The organism is Gemmatimonadota bacterium (assembly GCA_016712265.1).
Classification (GTDB): domain Bacteria; phylum Gemmatimonadota; class Gemmatimonadetes; order Gemmatimonadales; family Gemmatimonadaceae; genus RBC101.
The window spans coordinates 1,288,915-1,315,482 of sequence record JADJRJ010000030.1 but is presented as its reverse complement, the minus strand read 5'-3'; the positions used below and the strand labels follow the sequence as shown (position 1 = coordinate 1,315,482).

Below are 26,568 nucleotides of genomic sequence, written 5' to 3'. Positions count from 1 at the left end.
CGGCGATGCGCAGGCCGGCGTCGCCGCACCCCCATAGGTGTCGCGCGGCCAATCACGCGGCGCGCACCGCGCAGCGTCGACGCCTCGCGGCAGGCGACCGGACGCCTGACGGGGCGATCAGCCGATTGGCTCCAGCTCAACGGTCTCCACCCATTCCGTGATCCCACGCATCGTCACGCACGGCGTCCCGAGCCAGTACGCTTCGCGCTGAACGCCCCGCTGTCAGTCACGACGACGCTGGCGTCGCGGATGGCCGAAAGCATGCGCGTGTAGTCCAGCGGCGGCGTGACGGTCATTCTGCGGCCAGGGGGAAAGGGGCCGGCCGGCGTATCGATCGCGGCGCGGGTGCGGGGGTGCAGGGGAAGCAACACCGGGAGCGCGAGTTGTCCCAGCGCCGTGATCACCTCTTGGAGCCGCTCTGGAGCATCAGTCAACTCGGCGCGATGCAGGGTGCTGAGCACAAACGGCGCTTCGGCCCTGGCCGTGGGCAAGCGCGCGACGGACGCTTCCAACATCGCGCGCGATGTCGCCAGTGAACGACCACCTGTCCGGTGACCCCCTCCGTGCCAGCGTCGCCGCGGCCCGGAGCGACGGTGCACACAGGAGGGCACTGGCATGATCCACAATGCACCGGTTGCGCTCCTCGGCCATGTCCGGGTCGCCCGACCGGAGTCCGGCCTCGACGTGCACGACAGGGATGCCGAGTTGCGAGGCTACCAGCGCGCAGCGAGGGTCGGGTTCATGTCTCCAACGACCACGACCATCCGTGGGCGCATGCGCGAGGAGCACCAGGGTCGTGGCTGCCGACATACGAGCGGCCTGTTCCATCGGATCCCCCGGGCCAACGCCGAGGAACGCGTCGGGTGCCGCGAGCTCCAAATCCCGATAGAGGGCACCGCGCAGGGCGTCATCATAGTGTTGCCCCGTGTCCACGGTGAAGACGCTCAACTCCTGCTGCAGGGCGGGAGGAGTCGGGCAACCTTCACCACCTGTGGCCGCGTGCCATAACACAAGGGCGACGTCGGGCCGCCAGCGGCGGCGGGGGTCGGTCGGGCCGGGAGTGCGGTAGCGTGGCATCAGTGCGCGGCATGATGCATGTGTTGGGCCACCCTCGGTGGGAGGGAGGTAGTGGCCGGTCTGCTCCGGTCGTCCTGACGCGGCGCCGCCCCCGTCGTCGCCCTGGCCGGCGCACGGAATGACGACGAGGAGGAGTCGGATCCGAACGACACTGCTGGCTCGGTCGCGGCACCCCCGTGGGGGTTCGGCGGCGACCGCAGGTGGGTTCGAAACTGCTGCGGAAGCTGACCGAACGGCGACCGCGCGAATGCCGCTGGCACCCTCATGTTCTCAGCGTCTACGGCACTGCCATTGCTGGTGGTGTACTTCCGTCGCATCCTTTGCCTGCCCGTCGCATGAGCGCCCGTGTGAACCGGAACGACAATGCCCACCCGGTCGAACTCCCACTCCCCGTGCCGCGACCTCCGCTCTTCGATGCCCTGGGCGGGATGAACGCCGTGCTTCGCTTGGCCCATGCCTGGCACGAACGCTGTCTTGGCGATGAGGTGGTCGCGCACGCCTTCAGTCATGGCTACCACCCACAGCACACCGAACGGCTTGCTGCGTACTGGGCAGAGGCTTGGGGCGGTCCGGCAACCTACTCGGCGGAGTACGGCACAGAATCGTCAGTCGATGCGAATGCACAGTGGCAATGGGGCACACGAGGAGATGGATGTGCGGGCGACCGCGTGCTTCTCGCTTGCGCTGGACGATCTGGGTAGCCTGGAGCCGGCCTTGAGGCAGGCACTGCTTGACTACTTTGTATGGACGACGACGACGACCATGGCGGCGTATGCGCGTTCACGGCAGGATGTCCCGGAAGGCCTGCGTATGCCTCGTTGGTCATGGAAAGGCCTCGAGGACTAGGTACGTACTGCCTTGCGTTGGCGAACGTTTCGTGTCACCCATGGGATCCATGAATCGGCTTGGCCTGATCCTTCCAACCATCAGCAAGGCGCTGTTGGTGGTTTCCGCGTTTGTTGCTTCGGCATCACTTGGTGCGCAAGGCGCTGCGGCGCGTGACGTGGCGTCGATCGATGCAATCATTCGAGCCTACTACGAGGTCGTTTCCGGGCCTGCCGGTGGGACCGTCGACGCCGAGCGCGACCGCCCTCTGCATCATCCCAATGCCTGGGTCGCGATCGCCAGCAAGGACTCAGCAGGAACCCCCCGGGTGCGGGTGCAGGCGTTGGCGGGGTACCATGGGGAGCAATGCCCCGCGCGGGGAGGGCTTCTGGGAGTGGGAGACCGATCGTGTCGAGAAGCGCTCGGGCAACATGGTGCATGTCTGGAGCAGCTACGCCAGCGCGCGATCCCCGGGCGGCACCCCGTATGCCCGGGGGGTGAACTCGATCACCCTCTTTCACGACGGAACGCGATGGTGGATCATGGGCTGGATGTTTGATGCATCTGCGCCGTAGGCCCGGCGTGCAGCGAGCTGTGCGGCGGCAAGACCGCGCCCGCGCCTGACCCGCCGTCACCCCGTGGCGAGCCGCCCCCGAAAGTGGTCGCGGTAGCCGCGGCTGAGGGTCACGCGGGTGCCCGTCGCCAGGAGGATCACCGATTCTCCGCCAAACAGCGGCTGCACTTCGCGGACGCGCGACAAGTTCACCATGGCCGACCGATGCACGCGGGCAAAGCCCTGAGGCGCAAGCTGTTGCTCGAGGTACCGCATCGCCTCCCGCAACATCCAGGTCCGCCGCGCCGTGTGAAGCTTCACGTAGTTGTCGGCCGCCTCGATCCAATCGACGTCCTCGACCGGGACGATGACAGTGCGCCCCTCTTCCCGGACGAGGAGTCGCCGGCTGCCGGCGCGCGCGTCCGCGACGACCGGCGTCCAGTCCCGTCGGCCGGCACCCACGCGGGCGATCGCCCGTGTCGCCGCCGTGGTGAAGCGCTCCTCGTCGAACGGCTTGAGAAGGTAGTCCACCGCGTGCAGGTCAAATGCGCGAATCGCATAACGCTCGTAGGCCGTGATGAAGACGACCGCGGGTGGTGCGGCGTCGCCTAACGCCTCCAGCACGCCAAAGCCGTCGAGTTCCGGCATCTGTACATCCAGGAGGAGCAGGTCCGGCGTGTGCCGCCGAATCATCGCCACCGCCTCGGCGCCCGCCCGTGCCTCGCCAATCACGGTCAGCCGGCCATCGCGATGACAGCATCCGCGGAGTCCCTCGCGCACGAGCGGCTCGTCGTCGACGATCAACGTGGTGATCTCAGGCATGCGGGTCGTGGCGTTCCAGGGGGAGGGTGATGGTAGCCGTGGTGGTGCCGGACGCATCCACCTGCAGGGTGCAGCGGGCGCGGCTGCCGTAACGGGTCTGCAGGCGTTCGCGGGTGATGCCCAGGCCCAGTCGCTCCGGGCCGTGCGCCGTGGGTATGGAGCCCGTGTTGCGGACCGTCAGGTGGAGCTCGTCGTCGGACGCTGTGGCGGAGATCGTGATGGTTCCCGGGCCAGCGACCGTGGCGATCCCATGCGTAATGGCATTCTCCACCAGCGGTTGGAGGATCAGGTCCGGCACGAAGTACCCCAGCAGCCCGGGCGCGACGTCCCACTGGACGACCAGGCGATCGGCGAAGCGGATATGCTCGATCTCCAGGTACTGCCTGACGAGCGCCAACTCGTCACCCAGTGGGACCTCCGCGTCCCGGGCCCGGGAGAGGGTCGTGCGCAACAAGTCGCCGAGTCGGGTGACCATGCGCGACGCCGCCGCGGGATCGCGCGAGATGAGGACGTTCACGGCCTGGAGCGTGTTGAAGAGGAAATGCGGATGGAGCTGCATCTTCAAGGCGCTCAGCTGGGCGGCCGCGAGCTGTCCCCGGAGCTGCTCAGCGGCTGCTTCTCGGTGGCGCAGCCGGGCGCGTGAATCGAGGGTGGACGCCACGCCCACGATGGCGGCGTAGGTTAACGCGCCCGGGATCAGGCGGCCGAGGAGTGTCAGGCTCACCAGCGCCGCGACGGAGATCTCACGCACGTCCCCGGGGTTCAGGCGTGCAGAGATGGCGAGCGTGATGGGAAGGAACACCGCTTCCATCGCGGTGGACAGGACCAGGGAAAGGACCCCGTGGCGCACGAGGGCCCCCGAGAGCCCGGGGCGTGCCAGGGGCCAGCGGCGCTGGGCGGCGAAGATGAGCGGCGTGGCGGGCGCCCACGCGAGCCAGCGTGGGAGCTGCAGGACGGCGTAGGGCCACTCCCGACCGAGCGCGTCGCGCGTGGCATACGCAGCTGCGGATTGCAGGGCGGCGATCGCGCCGGGCACGAGAAAGGCCAGGAGGAGCCAGCTCCACGCCAGTCGTGCCGTCGGCGTGTCCGACGTGGAGGTGGCCATTGCCTAACGGGCGGGCGGGGGAACGGGGGTCACGATGGCGCGTGCGTGCCCGATGCGCTCCACGACCCAGCCGCGCCGTTGGGCCTCCTCCAGGACGAGGCTGCGTACCAGCGGGGAGACGGCCAGGGCGTGATAGACCCAGCGCAGCGACGGGACATACAGCACCAGGCCTCCGGCCGCTCCCGGTACATCCAGCGGGGCCACCACGAGCGAGTCGCCATCGAACCGCAGCCAGCGCGGCGCGACGACAGGCCGCGGGGCCGGGCGCTTCACCTGCCAGTTGGAGAGGATGGTGCCGAGCGAGCGCTCGGAGCCGCTGCCAAACAGGATCGGCAGTTGTTGTTGGAGGAACCACGTTGCACCGCCAGGGATGGGGCGCCCTGTGGTGATGATCGCCGCCCCGTACCCCTTGCTCGCGTCGCGGCCGCTCAGCCATGCGGACTCCGCTCGTGCGCGATCGGGAACGGCAGTGCCCTCAAGCAGGATCCACTGGTTCCCCACCTTGACGGCGGCGGGTGGGAATCCCATGGCGCCCAGGGTGGCGAAACGCCCATCGATGATCCGCGCCGAGTCGAGGGGGAGGTCCCACATCGGTCGCGACGCTGCTCCGGAATGGTAGGCTGCGCGGGTGTCGTCGGCGATCACGAACGAATCGGGGGGAGCCGGCGCGTCGAAGTTGGCGGAGAGGAGGGTGATACGCTTGTACGGCACTCCGAGACGCGCGATGTCCCACTGCATGGGGTAGGTCACCGGGGAACTCCCCGGCACGGTGATGGGTTGCCACTGGCCGAACCACAGGTCGACTTCCATCGGTCCATACGGAGCGAGGCCGAAGTCGGCGGGGTGCGCGGCGAGGTAGGTCGCCCTGGCGAGCAGGCCGTCGGACACACTGAAGTAGAGCGTGGTGGGAAAACGATCGAGCGTCCCTCGCACCCGGTGGTACGCGCGTCGGTCGATGAGAGTGTCAGCGAGCGGCCTGAGGTCTGTGCTGGCGCGTGCGGCGAGCAGGACACGGTCCGGCGCAAAGGTGAAGAGTTCCCTACGCTCGTCGACGTACGCCATGTTGAGGGCGGTCCACGCGGCGGGGGCATTTGGTGCGGTGGGAGCGAGGCGGGCAGCCACCGAGTCGCGGACGAGGTCGGTCATGGTGAAGGGCGACGCGGCCGCGCTGACCGGGCGGCGCGTGTTTCTCCACGCGGGGAGCGAGTAGTCGCGGAGGTCGGAGACGCGCTCGTAGGAACCCACCACGTCGCTGAACGGGCGTGACTCGAACGTCTGGCGGTGCCAGAGGGTCATTTGTTCGAAACGGACGCGCTGGATGCGTTGGAGGGCTGGGAGGCCGCCCATTCGGGCAATCGCGCGTTCCACAGGCGTCGTCGTGCCTTGGGCACCCAGGGTGGCGAGGGGCAGCAGGCAAGCAACATGTAGCGTGAGCACGCGGCGGAGCATGGGATCGTGCATCGGGGGTCGGGTTAGGAGAATGACCCCAGTGTGTGACCCGGGTGACGCCCACGCCGATGGACAGGTGGTGAGTAGCAAGATCCCGGGGTGGACGCACCGGCCCGTGCCCTGGGAACTCCGCGCTGCCGCTTGCTGGGAGGGGGCTCAGGCCGGCGTGTGGCGCGGGTCGCGGTGCGAGGTCCAAGACCAGGTCACCGGCCGTGTCCCGCGGGACGCTTCGCGGGGGGACCTCCTACCGAGCGCTGGTCCCTCCGGTGCCACCCACTCGCGGTTCGCTCACGCCCTCCCAGCCACCCTTCACGCGCATCACCGCGTTGACGTTCGCGATCCCCGGGATGTACCGCACGGCGTGCCCGATCGCCCGCAGCCCGGACTCGGCCTCCGGCGTGAGGCCACCCGTCTCCACCATCAGGGTGTCCGGCAACGCCTGGTGGTGCAGGCGCGGGGCGCGCATCGCGTCGGCGAGCGACATCCGGTGGTCGATGACGTTGAGGATCACCTGGGAGGTCGCGGTGATGATGCGCGGCCCCCCGGCTGCGCCAACCACCAGGAGCAATTCACCCTGCGGGTCGAGGACGATCGTGGGTGACATCGCGCTGAGCATGCGCTTGCCTGGGGCGATGGCGTTGGCTTCGTACTGCACCAGGCCGAACATGTTGGGCTTGCCGGGCGCCGTGGCGAAGTCGTCCATCTCGTCGTTCATGAAGAACCCGACATTCTTCAGGTAGACCGCGGAGCCGTAGCCGTTGTTGATGGTGGTGGTCGTCGCGACCGCATTGCCGTGGTTGTCCACAACGGAATAGTGCGTGGTGTGCTGGCCTTCGATGATCTGCGCCCCGTTGGGCGGGGTGGGCGTCTTGCGGGCCGGGTCGATCGTCCTGGCCAGCGTACGCGCGTACGCCTTGCTGGTGAGTTGCGCGATGGGGACCTGGACAAAGGCGGGGTCGGCCAGCTTGTTATTGCGGTCGATGAACGCACGCTGGTAGGCCGAGCCCAGGAGGTGGGCGTACTCCGGCGTCCCCAGGCCGGGACCTGTGACCAGGTCTCCAGCATGTTAAGTGCTTCGGTGATGGTGATGCCGCCGGACGAGGCGGGCGGCATGGTGAACAGGCTGTAGCCGCGGTAGCTGCTGCGGATGGGGGCGCGCCATTCGGGGGTGTACCGTCGCAGGTCCTCGCGGGTGATGATGCCGCCGCCGCGCGTCATCGCCGCCACCAGGGAGTCGCCGACCGGTCCGTCGTAAAACGCCTTCGGGCCCGTGCTGGCGATGTACTCCAGGGAGCGGGCCAGGGCCGGTTGCCGGAACAGGCTCCCCACGGCGAGCGGCTGGCCGTTGGGGAAGAAGACGTCCTTGCCGTCAAAACGGGCGAGGTAGTCGCGGCTGGAGGCGAGCGAGAGGTGCAGCGACGAGTCCACGGTGAAGCCGTCCCGCGCGAGCCTGATGGCGGGTTGCATCACCTGCGACAACGTCAGGGTGCCGTACTTGGCCAGCGCTTCTGCCATGCCGGCGACCGCTCCCGGGACGCCTGACGCGCGGTACCCCACAATGCTTTCGTTGGTGGGATTGCCGGCGGCATCGAGGTACATGTTGCGATGGGCGGCGAGCGGGGCGACCTCACGGTAGTCAATGGCCGCGTTGCGCCCGTCGGCCATGCGGATCACCATGAAGCCACCGCCCCCGATGTTGCCCGCGACCGGGTAGGTGACGGCGAGGGCAAATCCCACGGCCACGGCGGCATCGACCGCGTTGCCCCCGGCCCGGATGATCTCATTGCCCGCATCGGACGCCCGGCGCTCATTGCTGGCGATCATGAACTCCTTGCCAAAGGCGGCCGGGCTTCCCGCCGCGAAGCGCCAGCCGGCGGGGAAGGTCGCGGCTTGCCTGGGCGGGACACCGGCGCCTAACGAGTCACCCGGAGTCGGCGTGCGCGAGCAGGCGAGGGCGCCGAGAAGGGCGCAGGCAAGGAGACGGCGGCTCATGTCACGCATGTCTGGAAGGTGTCAGGTGGTCCCGACGTGGTCCGGGACGCGAAAGTACGACAACGTAGGGCTCGGCTTTCACCGGGGTGCGTGGGCCGGCGAGCCACCGGCTAGAACCCCACACGGAGCGACAACCTGGAGTTGAAGTGGCGCGCGAAGCGCCCACCCCCCTGGCCGGATGTGCTCCGCTCGTGCACCGCGTACAAGCCATCCTGCACAAACTGCAACTGCCAGTCAGGGGCGATGGTGTAGCCAAACCCATACCCGGCCCCAAAGGCGAAATCGGTGTTCGAAATGTCCACCTCGCGACCCGTGACAGCGAAGTTGCCATAACGCAGCGCGCCCAGGAACCCTTCGATCACCTGGTGGAAGCCGGGGCCGCCGCCATAACGCACGGTCGCACCATACGAACTGATCGTGGCATCGGCCGCACAACGGCTGCACCCCGAGGTCCCGCCGAAGGTGTTGAAGTTCAGGGGAAGCCGCGCGTAGTTGAACGCCACCCCCACCGCCAGAAACCGCGCGACCTCCCGCTCCAGTGAGCCGCGCAGGAGAACGCCGCATCCAGGTCCCAGGTGCTACCGGTGGCATCGTCCACCACATACGGACCCCAGTGGATCCCGGGGCCGGCGGTGGCGAACCAGCGCGGGGCGTTTCCCACCACGAGCCCTTGGTCCCGTGCGCGTTCGCGGGGACGACGTTGGGCGTCCAGCGGCTCGACTAGTCCAGCGAGCGCAATCAGGAGCGGGCACGAGGCGTTTCAGCATGGGCAGCAGCACGGGGTAAGTTTACGTCGCTCGGCACCTTGCCGCGCGATCCCACTTCCTTCGACACCGCGACGTGCCGTCCCCCTCGCCCAAGCCCCCGCTCGACCCCCGCATCACGGAACACCGCAACCCCCGCACGACCGACATCGACCTCGCGACGACCCTGGAGATCGTCGACGCCATGAATGCCGAGGATCGAACCGTCGCGGATGCGGTCGCGCGTGTACGGGAGCCGGTGGCGCGCGCGATGGGGTTCGTCGAGGACGCGTTCCGGGCGGGAGGGCGACTGTTCTACGTCGGGGCGGGCACCTCCGGTCGCCTCGGGATCCTGGATGCCTCCGAGTGCCCGCCCACGTTCGGGTCGGATCCCGATCTGGTGCAGGGGATCATCGCCGGAGGAGAGCCGGCGGTGTTCCGGTCGCAGGAAGGGGCCGAAGACCACCCGGCGGGCGGCGCGCAGGCCGTGGACGAGCGCGGGGTGCGCCAGGGTGACGTGGTGGTCGGGATCGCGGCCTCAGGCACGACGCCGTTTGTGCGCGGGGCATTGCTGCGTGCGCGGGAGCGCGGTGCCCGCACGGTGATGCTGGCCTGCACGCCGATCGATGCCGAGTTCGAGCAGAGGGTGGACCAGGCGATTGTCGCCGTGACGGGGCCGGAGGTCGTGACCGGATCCACACGCCTCAAGGCGGGGACCGCCACCAAGATGATCCTCAACATGCTCACCACCGGTGCGATGATTCGCACGGGCAAGACGTTCGGCAACTTGATGGTGGACCTGCGCGCCACCAACGTGAAGCTGGCCGATCGGTCAGGAGCGGATCGTCATGGAGGTCTGCGACGTGACGCGCGAGGTGGCGCGCGACCTCCTGCAAGCGGCGGATCGGGCGTGAAGCTGGCGATTGTCATGCACGCGACCGGCGGCTCATTGTCCGACGCGCAGCGGCCCTCGCGTCGCACGACGGGGTGATTCGCAAGGTCCTCGGCGCCAGCGAGGAACGCATGATCGTCGTCGGCCTGATGTCGGGGACCTCGCTCGACGGCATCTCGGCCGCGGTCGTCCGTTTTCGCGACGTCGGGGCACGGGTGGAGGCTGAGTTGCTTGGGTTTGATGTGGCGCCCTATGCGAAGGGTGATCGCGCCCGGCTGGCCCAGGCGCTCGTTGGGGGCACGCCGGAGGAGTATTGTCGACTGGGCTTCGACCTGGAGAATGGCTGGCGGCCGCGGCGATCCGCGTCCTCGCACAGGCGGGTATTGCCCGCGGCGACGTGGCGGCGATTGCCTCGCACGGCCAAACGATCTGGCACGTGCCGGGGCATTCCACCTGGCAGATCGGCGAAGCCGCGGTGATCGCCGAGCGCACGGGCTGTCGGGTCATCAGCGACTTCCGCGTGGCCGACGTGGCCGCGGGGCCAGGAGCTCCGCTGGTCTCGATGGCGGACCGCGTGCTCTTCTCGTCGCCGGACACCTGGCGGGCGCTGCAGAACATCGGTGGGATCGGGAACGTGACAGTGGTCCCGCCGGGTGGCACCGAGCTCGGGCTGCGGGCGTTCGACACTGGCCCCGGCGTTGTCGTGATCGACGGCGTGACCCAGCGCGTAGATCCGTCGCTGACCTACGACGTGGATGGTCGTCTGGCGCGCCAGGGGCAGGTGATCCACGCGGCCGTCGAGGCGACGCTGGATGATCCGTACTTCCTCGCGCCGCCACCCAAGACCACCGGGCGCGAGTTCTTCGATGCGGCATACATCACCGGCTTTATCGAGCGATGCCGCGCCGAACACCCGCAGGCGACGGGGCCGGACCTGGTGGCGTCGGCCGTCGCCTTGACGGCTCGGTCGATCGGGAGCAGCTTGCGACAGTTTGTCCCGGAGCCGGTGGCCGAGTTGGTGGTGTCCGGCGGCGGGGCGCAGAATCCGGTGCTCGTCGAGGCGATTGCCCACGCGGTCGCCCCGATCCCGGTCCGGCGGTTCGACCAGTTGTTCTTTGACGGCGAGGCCAAGGAGGCCGTAGCTTTCGCGTTGTTGGGCTACCTGCACCTTACGGGGCGCCCGGGGAACGTGCCGGCGGCGACGGGCGCGCGCGGGGGGAGGGTGCTGGGGAAGACCTGTGGGGCGGCGGCCCGTAGCCGATAACTGCCACAGCGAGGCACGAGCGGCACGGGCAGTACGCGCAGCACGGGGAGGCGTGCCGCCCGTGCTGCTCAAGTCTCGTGCTTCTCGTGCCGCATCAGTACAGCTGCTCCCGCTAGAGCCACCGCCAGAGCAGGTACAACGACAGCAGCGCCCCGGCCGCCGCGAGCGCCGCACGAATCATCAGTCCCTGACGCCGGCGTTCGGCGACGACCGCAGCAGGGAAGGGTTCGATCGGCGTGCCGCGCATCATGGCGGCGGTGCGTTCGCGGAGTAGCGAATCGAGATCGGTGCCCGGCGCAGCCGGTGGCCCGCTTCGCTCATACAGCTGGTGTCCCACCGCATCGTCAGCCGAGGCGCGCTTGAGGCCAGCGCCGTCGAAGCGCGCGCCAACCACGGTGATGTTGTCGGGCCCGCCCATCTCGTTGGCGAGATCCACCATCCGCTGGCACGCCGTGAGCAGGTCGCGCTCCTCCCGAACACACCGCGCGATGTCCTCCCTCTCACGAGCCCGGAGAGTCCATCGCTGCAGAGGATCAGGACGTCTTCGCGCCGCACGCGCTGGTGGGTGAGGTCGACCTTGATATGCGCTTCCGGGCCGAGGGGCCCGGAGGATGATGTTCTTGCGTTCGGAATGCTCCGCCTGCTCCTCGGTCATCTCACCGGCTTCGACCAGTTTCTGGATAAGCGACTGATCCTTGGTGAGCTGACGGGCGACACCGTCGCGGACGAGGTAGGCCCGGGAGTCGCCGACCTGGGCGAGGAACAGGGTATCGCCAGGAGGCCGGCGATGGTCGCCGTGGTTCCCATCCCGCGGACCTCGGGGTGGTCGGTCGCGTAGCGGTAGATGACGCTGTTGGCTGTTTGGGCCGCACGCTCGATGGCGTCGACGAACAGTTCCGGTGCGCCCGGCGCGGCGGCCGACCAGTCGTCGCGCAACGAACGCAGCACGACATCCACGGCCGTTGCGCTCGCGAGTTCGCCAGCGGCGGCGCCGCCCATGCCGTCGGCGACCATGAACAGGAGGCCCCGAGCGCCGACGCGCTGTTGGACCGAGGCGTCGAAGTCGAGGGCTGCCCGGTCGCTAAGGTCAGAGACGAGGAAGGCGTCCTCGTTATGATCGCGCGTGCGGCCCACATCGGTGACCGCATACACCTCGACCATGATGGAGCCACCGTCCCCGCCGCCCCTGCAGGCGCGCTGCCTTCACCTCAATGGGAGTCTTCATCCCGCGAACGTCAGGCGAGGTCCACGCGCATGACCTTCCCAGCCAGGGACAAACGCTGTCCGCTGGTCATGCGACGCGGCCCACGAACGGAGACCGCCACCCCGTTGCGGCTCCCGACGTCGCGCACGGACAACGTGCCATCGGCGGCACAGGTGATCGACGCATGCCGTGCACTCATGGTGCGGTCGAAGGCAAACACCCAGTCGCCCTCTTCCCGGCCGATGAGGATCGACCGCCCCGGCCACAGGTACATCATGTCCCGAACGCGTCCGTCGCTGCGCAACTGCTCGAGGACCGCGCAGTCGCGACCCGGCAGGATCGATCCCAGCATCGACTGGTCCGCGAAGTAGGTGCCGTCATCCACCCAGCGACGATAACGAATGACCTGCGATCCCAACAGCAGGACATCGCCGTCATTCAGCTGGGTCTCGGTGGTCAGGAAGATGTAGAGGGCCTGGGGATCACCCACGGCTCCACCTCTGCGCCGTCCGATCGCAGGGAGAGGGTGGCGCCGTCACCCCCCGCGTGCCCGTCGCCCACCAGGATTTCGACCCCGTCGGTCGTGATCGTGGCGGAGTCGCTCTCGAGGGCAATCACGCGTGCGGCCGTGCCGGCCGCGTCGAGCACGGTGAGCGACGCACGGGTCGAGACCTGCGGAATACCACGTGGCGCCGTTCCCCGGCACCTGGTGGCCCACCTCCGCCGATCCTGGTCCCGCAGCCCGAACAGAAGCGCGCCGTCTCGTCGGTGCGAATCGTCCCGCAGGTCCGACAGAACGTCAACGTCTCATCGGTCACGATGGCCATCCGAAAGCCGCACCGTGCACAAAAAGGCACGCCAACTCGGTTAGCGTGCCCACATTTGTCGCACCTGCCGAGCATGGGAGGAAACTGGGCGCGCCCAGTCGTCCCGATGATCAGACCTGGCGTGGCCTCGCCACACCCGGTGCAGAATCGCACACCGGGAGAGAGTCGCTGGTTGCACTTGGTGCAAGCTGCCACGTGAAAGCAGGAAAATATGAGGGAATCGGGGCCCCGCAGGACGTCCGAAAATGGCACACACAGGCGTACGGAGCAACTCCAGTGCCGGATTCGGCGGCGCCGGAATCCCATGCGCTGCTTGGAGATGCGTGTGTTTCGCGGGGAAGATCGCCCGAAAGCTGTGGCGACAAAGCTGCGAGCCCACGGCGTGCGCGCATCAGTCGTCGCACTGTTGCAATGCCCTAACGCTCGCTGGTTCGGTCCAGGACTCTGTAGTCGACGATCACCGGCCGATGGTCCGAGCCGACGTCTCCGGCAACCCGCGCCCGGATCGGACGGACGCCAGTACTGCTGAACACATGATCAATCCGAAGCCGGATCCAGCCATTGTAGCGCGTGTAGCCGAAACCGCTCCCCAACCGATCAAACGCGTTCGTCAGGTCTCCAAAGCTGTCCCTGAGGTTGCGGCTTTCCGGGGGGGCGTTGAAGTCCCCAACGATCAGCATGGGGATGACGCCACCGTCGGCAAACGCGCGCGCTCGACGCGCCTCCATCTCCCGGATATCCATGTTGTCCCGAAGCCGCGTCAGGTCCGGGTCACCTTCGGCGACGGATTCGAGCCCCTTCCGGGCTGTTTCGAGATGAAGGTTTGTCACCCCGAGGAGCCCAGCCGGGGTTTCGAGGACATAGCGCGTGACGTACCCAGCACCTCCCGCACCTGTACGCTCGGCGCCCCGCACGCGCTCGAGGTCGTCCCGGTTCATCGACTGTGCGTCCTTGATGGGAAAACGGGACAGCAGGCACAGGGGATTTGCGTCGTGCGAGTGCCAACGGGGGATCGTACGGATCACGGCCTGGAGCGCGGGGCCGCATTCCTGGAACGCCAGGATATCCGGCTTCCATAAGTCCATGAGCGCGACGAGCTCAGGCGCGACAACGCTGCCACCGCCCGCGTTCAGGGTCACAATCCGCAGGGGCTCGCCAGATGGTGCGGGGAACCAGCTGCGGAGGCCGAGCTGGAAGCCCATGATGGGGCCAAGGACGATCCCGACGGAGAGGAGGTTGGGCACCAGCAAGGGGCGCCAGACAGCGAGGGAGAGCAGGCCGAGCCCGACGGCGGGGACCAGGTATGTCCAGCGGCCCGCGTAAAGCAGGACGGTCGCCGGAATCCAGCGGTCCCCAAGTGTTGGAAGCACCACCGCAACGGCGGCCACGCCTGCGAGGAGAAACCAGGAGGCGATAGCGAGATAGAAGACAACCGGGCGTCGTTCGATCCATGGCTGCGCGAAGGGCCAGCTGTGCCGGATGGCCCTCCCTAGTCGCTCGCGGATGGCGGTGACGCGATCGCGGAGTGACAGCGCGCGTTGCGCCACGTGCACGTACTGCGAGGGGGTGCGCACGCGATGCCTCGGCCGCATGGGACGCTTGCACTTCCAGCAGGTGATGACCTGGCCGAGATAGCGTTCGTCGACGTTGAACTGCTCGCCGCACTTGCAGGTGACCGCGATGGAGGGCAAAGGTGGCGGGCCGCTGGTCGAGGGTGGCTGCAGGCTGGAACCGGGGGCTGGGCGCTGGTGCTGCGGGGTGGGATCTTAGTGCGCGCGCGGGGTACGCGTGACCTCTTCCCCGCGCCGCGGGGGATAGGTATGCAACCATCATTCCTGTCGCGACGGCAGGGGTCGCGCCGCGATGGGGAGCTATGATTGCCCCGCCGTTACCGGGGCGGGGACGCCGGCACCGGGTCGTGCAGGGCGCCACGAAGGCCGAACATTGCGAGCAGTCGCCGACCCTCCGCGGGGGGCAGGACGGTGAGGGCGGTGGCGACCGCGTCCGCCACTGCGGCGTCCCTCCCAATGACGGTCGCGACCTGAGGCGCGCGCGTGCCGCGTCCAGTCGCGGGGTCCAGGATGTGCGATTCCCGGTGGCCGTCCACCACGATCTGTTGCTCGGTGGGTCCTGAGGTGGCCAGCGCGGCATTGGCTAACGCGCCAGCCAGCGCTGCCATGGTCGTGTCGGCGAGGGGGGTCGCGATAGTCCATCCCGGCTTTCCTGGCGGTGCCTCGCCAACGACGAGGTCCCCACCGCCCTCGACGAGTGATTGTGGCGCCCCATGTTGCCGGAGCACGTCGAGCGCCCGCTGCAGGATGTACCCCTTTGCGATGCCGCCGAGGTCGAGTTGCATCCCCGCGCGACGCAGTCGCACGCGCCGGCCGAGCGTATCCACATCGAGGTGGGCATGTCCCACGCGCGCGCGCGCCGTGGCGAGCATGCGCGCGTCCGGCGGCGATCCGGTGTGTCGCGCGGCGCGCCACAGACGGGTGAGGGGGCCGATGGTCGGATCGAAGGCGCCGCGGCTTGCCCGTGCGACTTGCATTGCCTTCCCCAGGAGCTGAGCTAGTTCGGGCGAGGTGGCTTGCCACCCCGTGCCGCCCGCCTCGAGGCGTCGCAACTCACTCGTCGGACGCCAATCAGAGAAGATGTCCTCGAGGCGCGCGATCTCCCGGAAGGCCGCGGCCGCCGCCGCCCGTGCGTGTTCCTCGTTAGGCGACCAGAGGGTGATCCGAACGGCGACGTCGAGGTGGATCTCGCGGAAGGTGTAGGCCCGCGGGGTGGTGTCCGGGGCCACCGGTCCGGCAAGGAGCAGGAACCCCAGGAGAGCGGTAGACATTCCGGGCCGAAGGTAATACCGTCGGGGCACCGTGACTGCCCTCGCGCCCTGGCGTGCTGTCGCCGTGTCTGCCTTGCTGCTGGCGCCCTGTGTGTGGGGGCAGGAGATCGTGCGCGACTCCATCCCCGGGACCCTGGTTACCATCGAGCTGGTGCGCGTCCCGGCCGGTGCCGTGACCGTGGCGGGATCGCGCCGCGACGTCCCGGGTTTCCTGCTCGGGCGGACCGAGGTGTCGTGGGACGCCTACGACGCCTTCACGATGAGCCGTGCGCCGTCCCCGAGGTATTCTCCCGCCGGCGCGGATGCGGTGGCGGGGCCGTCGCGGCCGTACGGCAACCCGGACTATGGGTTCGGCCACGCGGGCTACCCCGTCATTTCTGTGACCCGAGATGCCGCGGTGGCGTTCTGCGCGTGGCTCTCGACGGTGACCGGCCATCGGTATCGCCTGCCGACCGAGGCGGAATGGCAGCGTGCGGCGGACCTCGCGGGGAATGGGACGGTAGACGGTGAGCGAGAGTCGGCAGAAGGCAGACGGCAGACGGCAGACTCCACGGCGACTCGCGTGCCCGGATCCGGAACTCGGCCGGTCGCGAGCGGGGCGTTGACCGCACCGGGGGTCTACCACCTGTTTGGGAACGTCGCGGAATGGGTGATCCCTGATGATCGGGCGCTGGTCGTGCGGGGCGGGTCGTGGCAGGATCCTCCTGCGGCCGTGGGACCGTTGGCGCGCGCGCGGCAGGGGGAGAGCTGGAACGAGCGCGATCCACAAATTCCAAAAAGCAGCTGGTGGTTGAGTGATGGGCCCTTTGTCGGCTTTCGCATCGTGCGCGAGCCGTAACCCCAGGAGGCGAGATGTCCGGATATTCGCGACGTGATTTCGTGCAGGCGGGAGCGGGTGTGGCGGCGGGACTCGCCTTCGCGCGTCCGCTGCGGGCCATGCCGTGGGAGTCCGCGGCCACCATCAAGGTGGGGCTCGTCGGGTGCGGTGGTCGCGGGACCGGGGCGGCGCGCGACTGCCTGCGGGGCAGCGAAGGTGTTGAGCTGGTCGCGGTCGGCGACCTCTTCGCGGACCGCGTGGCCAGCTGCCGCGAGAACCTGGCCAAGGCGGCCGCGGAGAATCCGGCGTTCGCCGCGAAGTACAAGGTCGACGACGGCCACGCGTTCAGCGGGCCCGACGCGTACCAGAAGGTCCTCGCCAGCGGGATTGACCTCGTCATCCTTGCGACCCCACCGGGGTTCCGGCCCGTGCACTTTGCCGCGGCGGTCGACGCGGGCAAGCATGTCTTCATGGAGAAGCCGGTCGCGGTGGATCCCACCGGGGTCCGCGCCGTGATCGCGGCCGCGGCTCGTGCCAAGGCGAAGGGACTTGCTGTGGTCGCCGGCACGCAGCGCCGCCACGACCCGTCGTATCGCGCGGTCATTGAACGTGTCCATGGCGGCGCGATCGGCGAGCTCGTTTCCGGGCAGGTGTTCTGGAACCAGGGCGGGTTGTGGCACGCGGCGCGGCAAGCGGGGTGGAGCGACCTCGACTGGCAGGTGCGCAACTGGCTCTACTTCACCTGGCTCTCCGGCGACCATGTGGTGGAACAACACATCCACAACATCGACGTGGCCAATTGGGTCGTGGGGTCACACCCGGTGCGCGCCGTGGGGGTCGGTGGGCGGCAATGGCGCACCGGGGCGGAACACGGGCACATCTTCGATCACTTCGCCGTGGACTTCGAGTATCCGGGCGGCGTGCACGTGACGAGCATGTGCCGCCAGATCGACGGCACGGCCGACCATGTGGGCGAGCAGTTCCGCGGGACGAAGGGAACGACCGACGCGGCCGAGAAGATCGTCGGGGCCAGTGCGTTCAGCTATGCCGGGGTGAAGGTGAACCCCTACGTGCAGGAGCACACCGACCTCGTCGCCAGCATCCGCGATGGCAAGCCGCTCAACGAGGGACAGCAGGTGGCGGAAAGCACCCTGTCGGCGATCATGGCCCGCGAGGCCGCGTATACCGGCCAGGTGATCACCTGGGACCAGCTGATGGCGTCGACGCAGGACCTGACCCCGCCGGCGGGACAAGGGGCATACGCCGTTCCCCCCGTGCCAATGCCCGGGCGCACGAAGGTCGACCGGCGGTGGAGCGAATGACCATGGATCGCCGAGCCTTTGTTGAGTCCGGGTTGGTGGCTGGGCTTGCCGCTGCGGTCCCTGGAGGGGTCGAGGCGCAGGGCGGAGCCCCGCGGACCTTCCGCCTGGCCTACGCGCCGCATTTCGGGATGTTCCGTGCGCATGCGGGCGAGGACGTCGTCGCGCAACTCGAGTTCATGGCCGCGGAAGGGTTCACCGCGCTGGAAGACAACGGGATGCGGGAACGTCCGGTGGCCGAGCAGCAGCGCATCGCCGATGCGATGCGCCGGTTGAAGATGCGTATGGGAGTCTTCGTCGCCCATACCATCGGGTGGACGGCGCCGACCCTGGCCTCGGGGGATCCCGCCGCGCGCACGAAGTTCCTGGAGGAGGTGCGCGGGTCCGTCGATGTCGCGAAGCGGGTCGGGGCGACCTGGATGACCGTCGTCCCCGGGCACATCGACATGCGCCTGGAGATGCAGTACCAGACGGCCCACGTGATCGAGACGCTCAAGCGCGCGAGTGCGATCCTCGAACCGCATGGGCTGGTGATGGTGCTGGAGCCGCTGAACACGCTGCGCGACCATCCCGGCATGTTCCTCACACGCATTCCGCAGGCCTATGCGATCTGCAAGGCGGTGGGGAGCCCGGCCTGCAAGATCCTGTTTGATGCCTACCACCAGCAGATCACCGAAGGGAATCTGATCCCGAACTTCGATGCGGCGTGGGACGAGGTGGCGTACGTGCAGGTGGGGGACAACCCGGGGCGCAAGGAGCCGTACACGGGCGAGGTGAACTACCAGAACGTGTTCTCCCACCTCGTGCGGAAGGGCTATCGCGGCGTCGTGGGGATGGAGCACGGGAATGCGCGGCCTGGTCGTGAGGGAGAGCGCGCCGTGATCGACGCGTACGTGCGCGCCGATACGCCCTAGCGGTGCGCTACGAGGAGTTCCCCGTACCACCGGAGCTCGCCGGCCACCTGTTGTCGATCTGGCGATTCGAGCGACCGGCGGACAGCGACGGCGTCGTCCAGCATTTCGTACCACCGGACGGGTGTGTGAGCCTCGCCGTCGCGGCGCATGCGCGGGGACCGACGGAGATGATCCTGATTGGGGCGCACGACCGGCCGTTGGTCGTGCCCATTTTCCCCGGCGATCGGTATTGGGGGATGCGTTTCTGGCCTGATGCGGGGGCTGCTTGCCTTCGTGTTGAAGCCGCTGCGTGGGTCGGGCGAAGTGAACGGGCGCCTGCCCACCTCTCGGCGGCGGCCGCGGGAGTGGTGCGCGCGCTGGACGACGGGGCGGGGGACGATGGGGTACGGCATGCACTGTCTCGTTGGGCCCTCGGGAGTGACTGGGCCACCGTCCCGCTCGACGCGCCGGTCCGGCTCGCCGTCCTGGCCATCGTCGCGTCGAAGGGGGCGATCCCGGTGGGGGAGTTGCCGGGGACGGTGGGGCTGACCCCACGCACGCTCCTTCGGCGATTCAGGGCAGCGACGGGACTCACGCTCAAGCGTTATGCCAAGGTGCGCCGGTTCCGCGAGGCGGCGGCGCGCCATGTCGAGGCTCCCGCGACGACCTGGAGTTACATCGCGGCGGACGTCGGTTATTCCGACCACGCGCACCTCACGCGCGAGTTTCGGGAGATTCATGGAGCGCCACCCAGTGAGGTGGCGCGACTGATCGGGCGGATCAGTCACGGGAAGATCCGTCCGTGAGGTGGCGGATTCCTTCAAGCCGACCGCGGTGCGCCGCGGCAGCTTTCGGTTGTCATCCCACCCGGAGTGTCGGTCATGTCAGCTGTTGCGCGGGTTCTCGTCGCGGTGTCGATCCTTGCCGCCGTGTCGTCTGACGCGCAGCCGACGGCGTCGGACCCGGTTGCGCGCCGTGAGGCCATGCAGAAGCTCGCGTTCATGGTCGGTGAGTGGAGCGGCGACGCGCGGATGATGATGGGTCCCGGGCGCACGGAGCACGTCCGCCAGGCCGAACATGTCCGATTCGCGCTGAGTGGCCAGGTGCTCGTGATCGATGGCATTGGCCGGATGCTGAAGGACGGAACCGTCGGGGATACGGCGTTCCAGGCGTTTGGCGTGCTGGACTGGCGCCCGGAGCGTGGGTACCAGTTGCGATCGATGACCCATGAGGGTCGCGAGGGGACCTTCGTGGTGACACCGCTGTCGGAGGGACAGGGATTCACCTGGGGCTTCGAGGTGCCGGGGGGGCGAACGCGCTACACGATCCGCCTGACCCCCGAGGGAGAGTGGCACGAACGCGGGGAGTTCAGCCGTGATGGCCAGCAGTGGATTCCGACGATGGAGATGCGGCTGCGGCGCGTGGCGCGTTAGGCAGCCGACGCGCCGGCTTCAGGTCAGGCCCGGCGCGCGTCGGTCATTTGGAAGCCTCGGTGCCGCTCCCCTCATCCGAGAGCGTCTCCACCCACCCACGGACGACGCGCACGTACCCTGCCGTCGTCGGTGTGACGCTGCGAAGGTAGAGCAGGCTTCCGTCCGGCATCGAGACGTTTGATGGACCTGGCGTATTGACGAACTTCTCATCGCAAAACAGCGATGCGGGCGCATCGAGCGGCGGCACGGCACCGGGGCGGGGTCGCAGCCGGTACCAGCACAACCTGTCGCGGTACACGAGACTCCCATCGGGCAGCCAGAGGGGTTCCGATGCCGCATCGATGGACACCTTGTACTGCCGGTTCATGGCAGGAAAGGGCGTCACGAGGAGCTGGATCTTCCCCTTCTCAGCGCCGGCATACGCGATCCAGCGCCCATCCGGCGACGCCACGGGATAGTACTGGGCGTTGGGAAGCTTCAGCGTGTCGGTTCGCACCACGCGGTCGCCCTCGAGTGTCGCGACCGTCACATCCAGTTGCGTCGATCCAACGAGAAAGCGCCGGGAAACGAACGCCAATGGATCCATGGTGAGACCCGGGATGATGGACGGACTCGTTCCGTCGGGGGGCACCAGCATGGTCCACACGCGATCGGCCGACGACGGCTGCGTCGAGTACACCAGCGATCCGTCGGGTGCCCAGACGGGATAGGCCACACCGAAGCCGCTGGCGACTCGATCGCCCTGTCCGGAGGCGACGTCATACACCCAGAGTTCGAACCCCCCAACGCCTCGCGACGACGCGGCGAGCCGACGTCCGTCGTACGACACATTGAAGTTCTGGTGCTCCTTGACCGGGATCGGGAGGATGCGCGTTGTTCCGCCGGGTTGCGTCGCCACAAACTGTCCCATCCCACCGTTCGAGCCTGGGACGTAGACCAGGTCGCCAGCCCGCGTCACATCCAGGTGACCCATCGTACCAAACGATGCACGGCGCAACCCGCGATGCACGACGCGGTTGGCGCCGAACGACCGGGACTTTCGGTCGTAGGCCGCGGCCATGAGGTTCCCCTCCACGTCGACGAAGACCACGTGGTCCCCAACGATCTTCGGGGTCATGCCGGCGAGGGGACGCGCGCTGTCGCCGAGGATCTTCCCGGCCGTGGCTGAGAGCGGCACGGCACCGTCGGCTCCGAGGGTCACAATCCGCGGAGCCCCGCCCACACCGGCCTGGGGTTGGCAGAAGATGTCGTCGGTTTCGGGAACGCGCGTGGGCCACCCACACACGCCTCCGATGCGGCTCTTCACCCCATCGCTCATGCGCACCCACTCCGTGCGTCCGCCAAAGTCGGCCGCGATGAGCAGTTCATCGGGGCCCGACCATTCAATGCCGATGGGCGCCAGGGCCTCGGCGACATCACTGGGAGGCGCTCCTCCATCCACCGCGACCTTGCGCAATACCTTCCCATCGACGAAGGCAACCCATCGGCCATCGGGCGAGATCGCGGGAAGGTATCCACCCCTCGTCCCCGGCAAGGGCCGGGCTTCATCACTGACAAGACTGCGGTACCAGAGTTCGTTCGCAGTGCCGCGATGCGCGACGTAAACGATGAAGTCCCCATCGGGCGACACCGACAGCGCAGGCCACTCGACTCCAAACGGACCATCCATGACGAACGCGAGCTGCGCCGTGTCCGGGAGTCCAACGTCGAATGCGGTTGGTCCACTCCCGACCTGGCGGCCGGCCAGGAAGGTGGCCGTGCCCACCACGAGTGCCGTGGTCGCAATCGGGAGCAGGTCTCTCCATGTGCGCGCCGAGCGTCTCCCTGCTGCGGCGAGCCCGCCCCCGGCCGCGCGGAAGGAGGGATCCCCGAGCGCACCAGCGAAAGCCTGAGCGCTTGCGAAGCGGTCGGCCGGAAGTTTCTCGAGCGCCCTGGCCAGGGCCGCTGCGACGTGCGGGGGCACCGACTTCCGGTACTGCGTCACCAGCGGTGCCGGTTCGGTGATGATCTTCATGATGATCTGCTGCGCGCTGGAACCGCTGTGCGGTGGCTGGCCGGCGAGCATCTCGTACAACACCGAGGCCAGCGAGTACACATCGCTGCGCGCAGAGATCTCCTTCTCGGCGGTGGCCTGCTCGGGACTCATGTAGTGCGGGGTACCTAACGACAACCCCGTCTCGGTCATCCGGCCGCCGGCCGCGGCCGAGACAGCGAGCGCGATCCCGAAGTCCGCCACCATCGGCCGGCCATTCGCCAGCAGGATATTCTCCGGCTTGATATCGCGATGGATCACGCCGTTGGCGTGGGCGTAGTGCAGCGCATCGGCCACCTCTGTGGCGATCTTCACCGCCTCCTCAACGCCCAGCTGCGTCTCGCGGTCGAGCTTCGCGCGCGACGTCTCGCCGTCGATGAACGGCATCACGTAGTACAGGAACCCGTCCGCCTCGCCGGAGTCGAACAGCGGCAGGATGTGCGGATGCTGCAGCGCCGCCGTCGTCGTGATCTCCTGGACGAAACGCTCGGCGCCGAGTACGGCCGCGAGTTCCGGCTTGAGCACCTTGATCGCGACCTGCCGCTTGTGCTTGAGGTCCTCCGCCAGGTAGACCGTAGCCATTCCGCCCTGTCCGAGCTCGCGCTCGAGGCGGTAGCGATCGGTCAGGGAGTGCTGCAATCGCTCACGAATGGGCATGCGCTCAACATACGTTCCGCGCGCGAGGTGGTGCCAGCCTTGGAGCCGCCGGAGGGCTGCGACCAGGGCCACGACGCGGTAGCTTGCTGCATGCTTGCCCGGCAGCCCGCGCGCGCACGATTCGCGATCGCATCCCTTCTGGTACCGTTGGCCTTTTGCCTCGCGGTGACCGTGGCAGGCGCGTGCCGACCCCCCGGCGCGACGACCGTGGTGCCTCGAGTGGACGCGGCACGCGGCAACGCCATCGCGATCGATGGGCATTTCAACGACTGGCAAATGGCGGGCGCTCCGCTCCTCATGCACTTCGAGACCGTGGACGGGAGCGCCGTGCACCTCGACACCGTGTGGGTCGCGGATGACGCGGCGTGGTTCTACCTCTCGTTTGCGGCGCGCGACACGATTACGGCACAGGGACTGCCAGGCACGTTGCATGTGTTGCTCGACGCGGACGACGATCCCACGACCGGCGGGACCGTACACGGCGCAGCGGGGATCGACTCGGTGGTGGACCTGTCGCCGACGAAGCCCGGGCCGCCCGGGACGCGCGGTGCGGGCGCGTCGCTCCGAGTGCCGAATGGTGACGCATCCGCGCAGGGCCCTGGCACGCGCCGGAACGCTCACGACGTGGGCTTGGTCATGATGCCCACATGGAGCGCTCGACGATTTGAGCTGCGCCTCGCGCGCTTTGGCGCGCCGGACGGCTTCGCCCGACTTGGCCAGACCCTGCGGATGCAGTTGGTCTTTGAGGACCAGGGCACGATACTGAGCCGGAGCGACATCGCTCGCCACACCCTTCGCACGAGGCCCGGTCCCGATCCGTTCATTCGTACCTCACCCGGAGTGCCGTCGCGCGCGCCCCGGAGCGCGCGCGTCGCACAGTGGAACGTTGCGGGTGACCGCTTTCGCAGGCCTGCGCGTCACGCTCGACTGCTCGCCGCCGTCCAGCCCGACGTGGTGCTGCTGGACGAGGTGTACGAGGACGTTTCGGACTCCTCTCTCGCCGCATTCTTTGAAGAGCCGATGCTTTCGGCGCTGGGGGCCTGGCGATGGGTGCGCTCGGGGAGTGGCGGGCGGCAGAAGACCATCGTGGCGACCCGGGACCGCCCCATCCGTCCGGCTGAGGCCATGGCGCGCGTGGAGTTCGCGCCCGGGGCGCTCGACAGCCTGCGCGTGATCGTGCCGGCGGACTTCCGCCGCACACTCGATGTGGAGGAGCGGGATCAGATCTCCGCGACTGGGGCGTGGGTGGACGTCGGCGGGATGGACGTCCTGTTCGTGCCGCTGGACCTGCGCAGCGCAGGCTACCACGGCAGCCCGAACGATGCCGTGCGACTGCTGCAGGTGCGTACCCTCCGGGACGCGATCGCCCGGGAGCTCCGGGGGCGTCGTGCGCCGCTGGTGATTGCGGGTGATTTCAACCCGGTCGGCGCCTTCGCTCCGGTGGCGGAGCTGATGCGCGGTCTTGATATCGACGGCGGTGACCTGCGGCTCGCCGATCCCGCGCGCCTGGGCGAGGCGACCTGGGCGACCTGGCGCAATCCGGAGGTCGACCTGTTCGGCCCGGGGCGGCTGGACCTGACGCTCTATTCCGCTGCTGCGCTCGAGCGGACCGGTGGCTTCGTGTTCGCGAGTGAGGACCTCACGGCGACGATGGCGGCGGCGCTGGGCCTGGAGCGTGGGGACTCGCAGATCGCGTCTGACCACCTCATCGTCGTGACCGACCTTCGGCCCCGTCGGTGACCGGGTCGCGCATACCACCCCTGGGCGCCACATTGTCCGGGTGAACCCATCGGATCCCACCTCGCGCCTCGCGGCCGCCCTTACCGACCGCTACCGCATCGAGCGCGAGCTTGGTCAGGGTGGCATGGCCACGGTCTACCTTGCCGAGGATCTGAAGCACCAACGGCGGGTTGCCATCAAGGTGCTCAAGCCCGAACTCGGCGCGGTGCTGGGGGCGGAGCGGTTTCTGAGCGAGATCCGCACGACGGCCAGTTTGCAGCATCCTCACCTGCTGCCTCTGTTCGACAGCGGCGAAGCCGACGGCTTGTTGTACTACGTGATGCCCTTTGTGGAGGGCGAGACGCTGCGCGCGCGGATGCTCGCGCAACCCCAGCTTCCCGTCGATGAAACCGTTCGGCTGATCACGTCGATCGCCAGCGCGCTCGATTTTGCACACGCGCGCGGCATCGTCCATCGCGACCTCAAGCCAGAGAACATCCTGCTGCAGGCTGGCCAGCCGGTGATTGCCGACTTCGGCATTGCCCTGGCCGTGGCGCAGGCCGGCGCCGAGCGGATGACGCAGACTGGGCTGTCGTTGGGGACGCCGCACTACATGAGCCCCGAGCAGGCGGCGGGGATGCAGGGCGTCGACGCGCGTGCAGATCAGTATGCGCTGGGGGTCATCGCGTACGAGTTGCTCAGCGGCGAACCGCCGCACACGGGGCCGACGGTGCAGGCGATCATTGCGCGCCTGATGACCGAGGCCCCGCGGTCGATTCGCACCACGCGGCCGGCCGTGCCAGCGGGGGTGGAGGCAGCCATCCTGCGCGCGCTCGAGAAGGCCCCGGCCGATCGGTTCAGCAGCTGCGGTGCGTTCGCCGATGCCCTGGCCGGCGCGGCGATGGACAGCAACGTTGCGGCGCGAGCGGTGTCCGTGCCGGCAACGAGACGGTGGCAGATGGTCGCCGGACTCCGTGGCAGCAGGCGTTGTTGCGGTCTCGTTGCTCACGGCGCGTGGCGCGGCCACGTCCACGGAGGAGGAGCGCTCCCTCGCCGTGCTCCCGTTCACCTCGATGGGCGGCGACACGGCCAACAACTACTTCGCCGCCGGTATCGCCGAGGAACTCACCGGTGCGCTCAGTCGCATTCCTGGCTTGCGACTCGCCGGGAGGGCGTCGGCGGCGCGCGTCAAGCAACAGGGTGACGGCGCCCGCGAGATCGGCACGGCGTTGAATGTGAATGCCGTGCTCGACGGCACCGTCCGTCGGGCGGGGGAACGCATCCGGGTGTCCGCGGAGTTGACCAATGCGGTCGACGGGCGGGTGATCTGGGCCGAGACGTACGAGCGCGCGCTGGAGGATGTGTTCGCCGTTCAGGACGACATCACGCGATCGATCGTGGGCGCGCTGCAGGTGCGGCTGGCGAGCGGTGACGTGGTGCAAGCGGCGGGCGCCCGCGGCGGCACGGCCAATCTCGCTGCGTACGATCACTACCTGCGGGCACTCGAGCTCTATCGTGGTCGCGGCCCGGGACTACGTGAGGCGGAACGCTCGGCGATGGCGGCGGTCGCTGCCGATCCCGCCTATGCCAAGGCCCACGCACTGCTCGCGTCCGTGCTGATCGTGCAGAGCTCTTACCTGGATGTGAAGTCGCGCGATGTGCTTCCCCGCGGACGAGCCGCCGCGGAGCGCGCGGTCGCGCTTGATGACTCGCTGGCAGACGCGCACACCGCACTGGGCCATGCGAGTATCGAGACCTTCGCCTGGGTTGACGCGGAGCGTGAGCTCAGGCGCGCAATCGCGCTCGATCCGCGAGCAGCGGAGGCACAGTTTCGCCTGGGCGAGCTGCTGGTCAACATTGGGCGCGTGCGGGAAGCACTGGTTTATCTGGAGAACGCGAGTCGCCTTGACCCGCTGTACCCGACCGCCGCGAGTTATCGCGGCTGGGCGTTTGTCATGCTCGGCCGACACGAAGAAGGCGTCAGCGAATCGCGGCGGGCGGTCGCGCTCGGCCCTGATAATACCTCCGTCAGCAGTATCGCCGTGATTGTACTCCTTCAGGCAGGCCGTCTCGAAGAGGCAGCCGTCCAGGCACGACTGCTGC

At 68.4% G+C, this 26,568-nt stretch carries 26 protein-coding genes and 1 pseudogene; 11 read left to right on the top strand and 16 right to left on the bottom strand.

From position 1 onward, the window contains the following. Positions 1–173: 173 nt before the first annotated feature. Together IPK85_21150 and IPK85_21145 are read right to left on the bottom strand one after the other, a co-directional pair. On the bottom strand, positions 174–461 hold the full coding sequence (locus tag IPK85_21150) for a UDP-N-acetylglucosamine 2-epimerase (GenBank protein MBK8249874.1): 288 nt from the start codon (positions 459–461) through the stop codon (positions 174–176). Beyond that, the gene (locus tag IPK85_21145) at positions 427–948 is read right to left on the bottom strand and encodes a UDP-N-acetylglucosamine 2-epimerase (protein MBK8249873.1); all 522 of its coding nucleotides are present in this window, start codon (positions 946–948) and stop codon (positions 427–429) included. The genes IPK85_21150 and IPK85_21145 overlap by 35 nt, the downstream gene beginning before the upstream one ends. A 464-nt stretch (positions 949–1,412) precedes the next feature. On the opposite strand from IPK85_21145, the pseudogene IPK85_21140 reads away from it, so the two are divergent. Together IPK85_21140 and IPK85_21135 are read left to right on the top strand one after the other, a co-directional pair. Further along, a pseudogene (locus tag IPK85_21140) lies at positions 1,413–1,923 on the top strand (oxidoreductase). 335 nt (positions 1,924–2,258) lie between these two features. Next, entirely contained in the window at positions 2,259–2,477 is a 219-nt protein-coding gene (locus IPK85_21135) for a hypothetical protein (protein ID MBK8249872.1), read from the top strand. Positions 2,478–2,533: 56 nt separating this feature from the next. On the opposite strand, the gene IPK85_21130 is transcribed toward IPK85_21135, so the two are convergent. The 6 genes from IPK85_21130 to IPK85_21105 form a co-directional block, all read right to left on the bottom strand. Continuing rightward, positions 2,534–3,277, bottom strand: coding sequence for a response regulator transcription factor (locus tag IPK85_21130; GenBank protein MBK8249871.1), 744 nt, complete (start codon positions 3,275–3,277; stop codon positions 2,534–2,536). Next, on the bottom strand, positions 3,270–4,382 hold the full coding sequence (locus tag IPK85_21125) for a histidine kinase (GenBank protein MBK8249870.1): 1,113 nt from the start codon (positions 4,380–4,382) through the stop codon (positions 3,270–3,272). The genes IPK85_21130 and IPK85_21125 overlap by 8 nt, the downstream gene beginning before the upstream one ends. Positions 4,383–4,385: 3 nt before the next feature. Beyond that, positions 4,386–5,843 (bottom strand): hypothetical protein, encoded by a 1,458-nt coding sequence (locus tag IPK85_21120; GenBank protein ID MBK8249869.1) that lies wholly within the window; start codon positions 5,841–5,843, stop codon positions 4,386–4,388. A 232-nt stretch (positions 5,844–6,075) separates the two neighbouring features. Then, positions 6,076–6,636, bottom strand: a complete 561-nt coding sequence (locus IPK85_21115; protein ID MBK8249868.1) for a gamma-glutamyltransferase — start codon at positions 6,634–6,636, stop codon at positions 6,076–6,078. Continuing rightward, positions 6,564–7,823 (bottom strand): gamma-glutamyltransferase, encoded by a 1,260-nt coding sequence (locus tag IPK85_21110; GenBank protein MBK8249867.1) that lies wholly within the window; start codon positions 7,821–7,823, stop codon positions 6,564–6,566. Before IPK85_21110 ends, IPK85_21115 begins: the two co-directional genes overlap by 73 nt. A 110-nt stretch (positions 7,824–7,933) precedes the next feature. Continuing rightward, positions 7,934–8,326, bottom strand: a complete 393-nt coding sequence (locus IPK85_21105) for a hypothetical protein (protein ID MBK8249866.1) — start codon at positions 8,324–8,326, stop codon at positions 7,934–7,936. 376 nt (positions 8,327–8,702) lie between these two features. On the opposite strand from IPK85_21105, the gene murQ reads away from it, so the two are divergent. Continuing rightward, positions 8,703–9,557 (top strand): N-acetylmuramic acid 6-phosphate etherase, encoded by an 855-nt coding sequence (murQ, locus tag IPK85_21100; protein ID MBK8249865.1) that lies wholly within the window; start codon positions 8,703–8,705, stop codon positions 9,555–9,557. Positions 9,558–9,771: 214 nt separating this feature from the next. Further along, positions 9,772–10,722 carry an anhydro-N-acetylmuramic acid kinase gene (locus tag IPK85_21095; protein MBK8249864.1) on the top strand — a complete coding sequence of 317 codons (951 nt, stop codon included), beginning with the start codon at positions 9,772–9,774 and terminating at the stop codon, positions 10,720–10,722. Between the two features lie 112 nt (positions 10,723–10,834). On the opposite strand, the gene IPK85_21090 is transcribed toward IPK85_21095, so the two are convergent. The 7 genes from IPK85_21090 to IPK85_21060 form a co-directional block, all read right to left on the bottom strand. After that, positions 10,835–11,161 (bottom strand): hypothetical protein, encoded by a 327-nt coding sequence (locus IPK85_21090; GenBank protein MBK8249863.1) that lies wholly within the window; start codon positions 11,159–11,161, stop codon positions 10,835–10,837. 212 nt (positions 11,162–11,373) lie between these two features. Next, the gene (locus IPK85_21085; GenBank protein ID MBK8249862.1) at positions 11,374–11,883 is read right to left on the bottom strand and encodes a protein phosphatase 2C domain-containing protein; all 510 of its coding nucleotides are present in this window, start codon (positions 11,881–11,883) and stop codon (positions 11,374–11,376) included. A 74-nt stretch (positions 11,884–11,957) separates the two neighbouring features. Further along, positions 11,958–12,416 (bottom strand): FHA domain-containing protein, encoded by a 459-nt coding sequence (locus IPK85_21080; GenBank protein ID MBK8249861.1) that lies wholly within the window; start codon positions 12,414–12,416, stop codon positions 11,958–11,960. Beyond that, the gene (locus IPK85_21075) at positions 12,383–12,574 is read right to left on the bottom strand and encodes a hypothetical protein (protein ID MBK8249860.1); all 192 of its coding nucleotides are present in this window, start codon (positions 12,572–12,574) and stop codon (positions 12,383–12,385) included. The genes IPK85_21080 and IPK85_21075 overlap by 34 nt, the downstream gene beginning before the upstream one ends. Further along, positions 12,541–12,948: a zinc ribbon domain-containing protein gene (locus IPK85_21070; protein ID MBK8249859.1), complete on the bottom strand. Its 408-nt coding sequence runs from the start codon at positions 12,946–12,948 to the stop codon at positions 12,541–12,543. Before IPK85_21070 ends, IPK85_21075 begins: the two co-directional genes overlap by 34 nt. A 221-nt stretch (positions 12,949–13,169) precedes the next feature. Continuing rightward, positions 13,170–14,444 (bottom strand): endonuclease/exonuclease/phosphatase family protein, encoded by a 1,275-nt coding sequence (locus IPK85_21065; protein ID MBK8249858.1) that lies wholly within the window; start codon positions 14,442–14,444, stop codon positions 13,170–13,172. A 197-nt stretch (positions 14,445–14,641) separates the two neighbouring features. Next, entirely contained in the window at positions 14,642–15,595 is a 954-nt protein-coding gene (locus IPK85_21060; protein MBK8249857.1) for an FAD:protein FMN transferase, read from the bottom strand. A 64-nt stretch (positions 15,596–15,659) separates the two neighbouring features. On the opposite strand from IPK85_21060, the gene IPK85_21055 reads away from it, so the two are divergent. From IPK85_21055 to IPK85_21035, 5 genes are all read left to right on the top strand, one after another. Then, the gene (locus IPK85_21055) at positions 15,660–16,433 is read left to right on the top strand and encodes an SUMF1/EgtB/PvdO family nonheme iron enzyme (protein ID MBK8249856.1); all 774 of its coding nucleotides are present in this window, start codon (positions 15,660–15,662) and stop codon (positions 16,431–16,433) included. A gap of 14 nt (positions 16,434–16,447) precedes the next feature. Then, positions 16,448–17,734 carry a Gfo/Idh/MocA family oxidoreductase gene (locus IPK85_21050; protein MBK8249855.1) on the top strand — a complete coding sequence of 429 codons (1,287 nt, stop codon included), beginning with the start codon at positions 16,448–16,450 and terminating at the stop codon, positions 17,732–17,734. Positions 17,735–17,736: 2 nt separating this feature from the next. Beyond that, positions 17,737–18,645, top strand: a complete 909-nt coding sequence (locus tag IPK85_21045) for a TIM barrel protein (protein ID MBK8249854.1) — start codon at positions 17,737–17,739, stop codon at positions 18,643–18,645. A gap of 2 nt (positions 18,646–18,647) precedes the next feature. Further along, the gene (locus tag IPK85_21040) at positions 18,648–19,430 is read left to right on the top strand and encodes an AraC family transcriptional regulator (GenBank protein ID MBK8249853.1); all 783 of its coding nucleotides are present in this window, start codon (positions 18,648–18,650) and stop codon (positions 19,428–19,430) included. A 75-nt stretch (positions 19,431–19,505) separates the two neighbouring features. Then, positions 19,506–20,057, top strand: a complete 552-nt coding sequence (locus tag IPK85_21035) for a hypothetical protein (GenBank protein ID MBK8249852.1) — start codon at positions 19,506–19,508, stop codon at positions 20,055–20,057. 43 nt (positions 20,058–20,100) lie between these two features. Here IPK85_21035 and IPK85_21030 read toward each other — a convergent pair whose 3' ends face one another. Continuing rightward, positions 20,101–22,746 (bottom strand): serine/threonine-protein kinase, encoded by a 2,646-nt coding sequence (locus tag IPK85_21030; GenBank protein MBK8249851.1) that lies wholly within the window; start codon positions 22,744–22,746, stop codon positions 20,101–20,103. Between the two features lie 207 nt (positions 22,747–22,953). On the opposite strand from IPK85_21030, the gene IPK85_21025 reads away from it, so the two are divergent. Together IPK85_21025 and IPK85_21020 are read left to right on the top strand one after the other, a co-directional pair. Then, on the top strand, positions 22,954–24,486 hold the full coding sequence (locus tag IPK85_21025; protein ID MBK8249850.1) for an endonuclease/exonuclease/phosphatase family protein: 1,533 nt from the start codon (positions 22,954–22,956) through the stop codon (positions 24,484–24,486). A gap of 40 nt (positions 24,487–24,526) precedes the next feature. After that, positions 24,527–25,669, top strand: a complete 1,143-nt coding sequence (locus IPK85_21020; protein MBK8249849.1) for a serine/threonine protein kinase — start codon at positions 24,527–24,529, stop codon at positions 25,667–25,669. Positions 25,670–26,568 lie beyond the last annotated feature (899 nt).

Excerpts from the sequence above, each read along its gene's own strand:
- IPK85_21045 (MBK8249854.1), top strand. The coding sequence starts at position 17,737 with ATGGATCGCCGAGCCTTTGTTGAGTCCGGGTTGGTGGCTGGGCTTGCC.
- IPK85_21050 (MBK8249855.1), top strand. The coding sequence starts at position 16,448 with ATGTCCGGATATTCGCGACGTGATTTCGTGCAGGCGGGAGCGGGTGTG.
- IPK85_21110 (MBK8249867.1), bottom strand. The coding sequence starts at position 7,823 with ATGAGCCGCCGTCTCCTTGCCTGCGCCCTTCTCGGCGCCCTCGCCTGC.
- IPK85_21060 (MBK8249857.1), bottom strand. The coding sequence starts at position 15,595 with ATGTCTACCGCTCTCCTGGGGTTCCTGCTCCTTGCCGGACCGGTGGCC.
- IPK85_21035 (MBK8249852.1), top strand. The coding sequence starts at position 19,506 with ATGTCAGCTGTTGCGCGGGTTCTCGTCGCGGTGTCGATCCTTGCCGCC.
- IPK85_21125 (MBK8249870.1), bottom strand. The coding sequence starts at position 4,382 with ATGGCCACCTCCACGTCGGACACGCCGACGGCACGACTGGCGTGGAGC.
- IPK85_21085 (MBK8249862.1), bottom strand. The coding sequence starts at position 11,883 with ATGGTCGAGGTGTATGCGGTCACCGATGTGGGCCGCACGCGCGATCAT.
- IPK85_21135 (MBK8249872.1), top strand. The coding sequence starts at position 2,259 with ATGGGGAGCAATGCCCCGCGCGGGGAGGGCTTCTGGGAGTGGGAGACC.
- IPK85_21120 (MBK8249869.1), bottom strand. The coding sequence starts at position 5,843 with ATGCACGATCCCATGCTCCGCCGCGTGCTCACGCTACATGTTGCTTGC.
- IPK85_21090 (MBK8249863.1), bottom strand. The coding sequence starts at position 11,161 with ATGGTGGATCTCGCCAACGAGATGGGCGGGCCCGACAACATCACCGTG.
- IPK85_21130 (MBK8249871.1), bottom strand. The coding sequence starts at position 3,277 with ATGCCTGAGATCACCACGTTGATCGTCGACGACGAGCCGCTCGTGCGC.
- IPK85_21030 (MBK8249851.1), bottom strand. The coding sequence starts at position 22,746 with ATGCCCATTCGTGAGCGATTGCAGCACTCCCTGACCGATCGCTACCGC.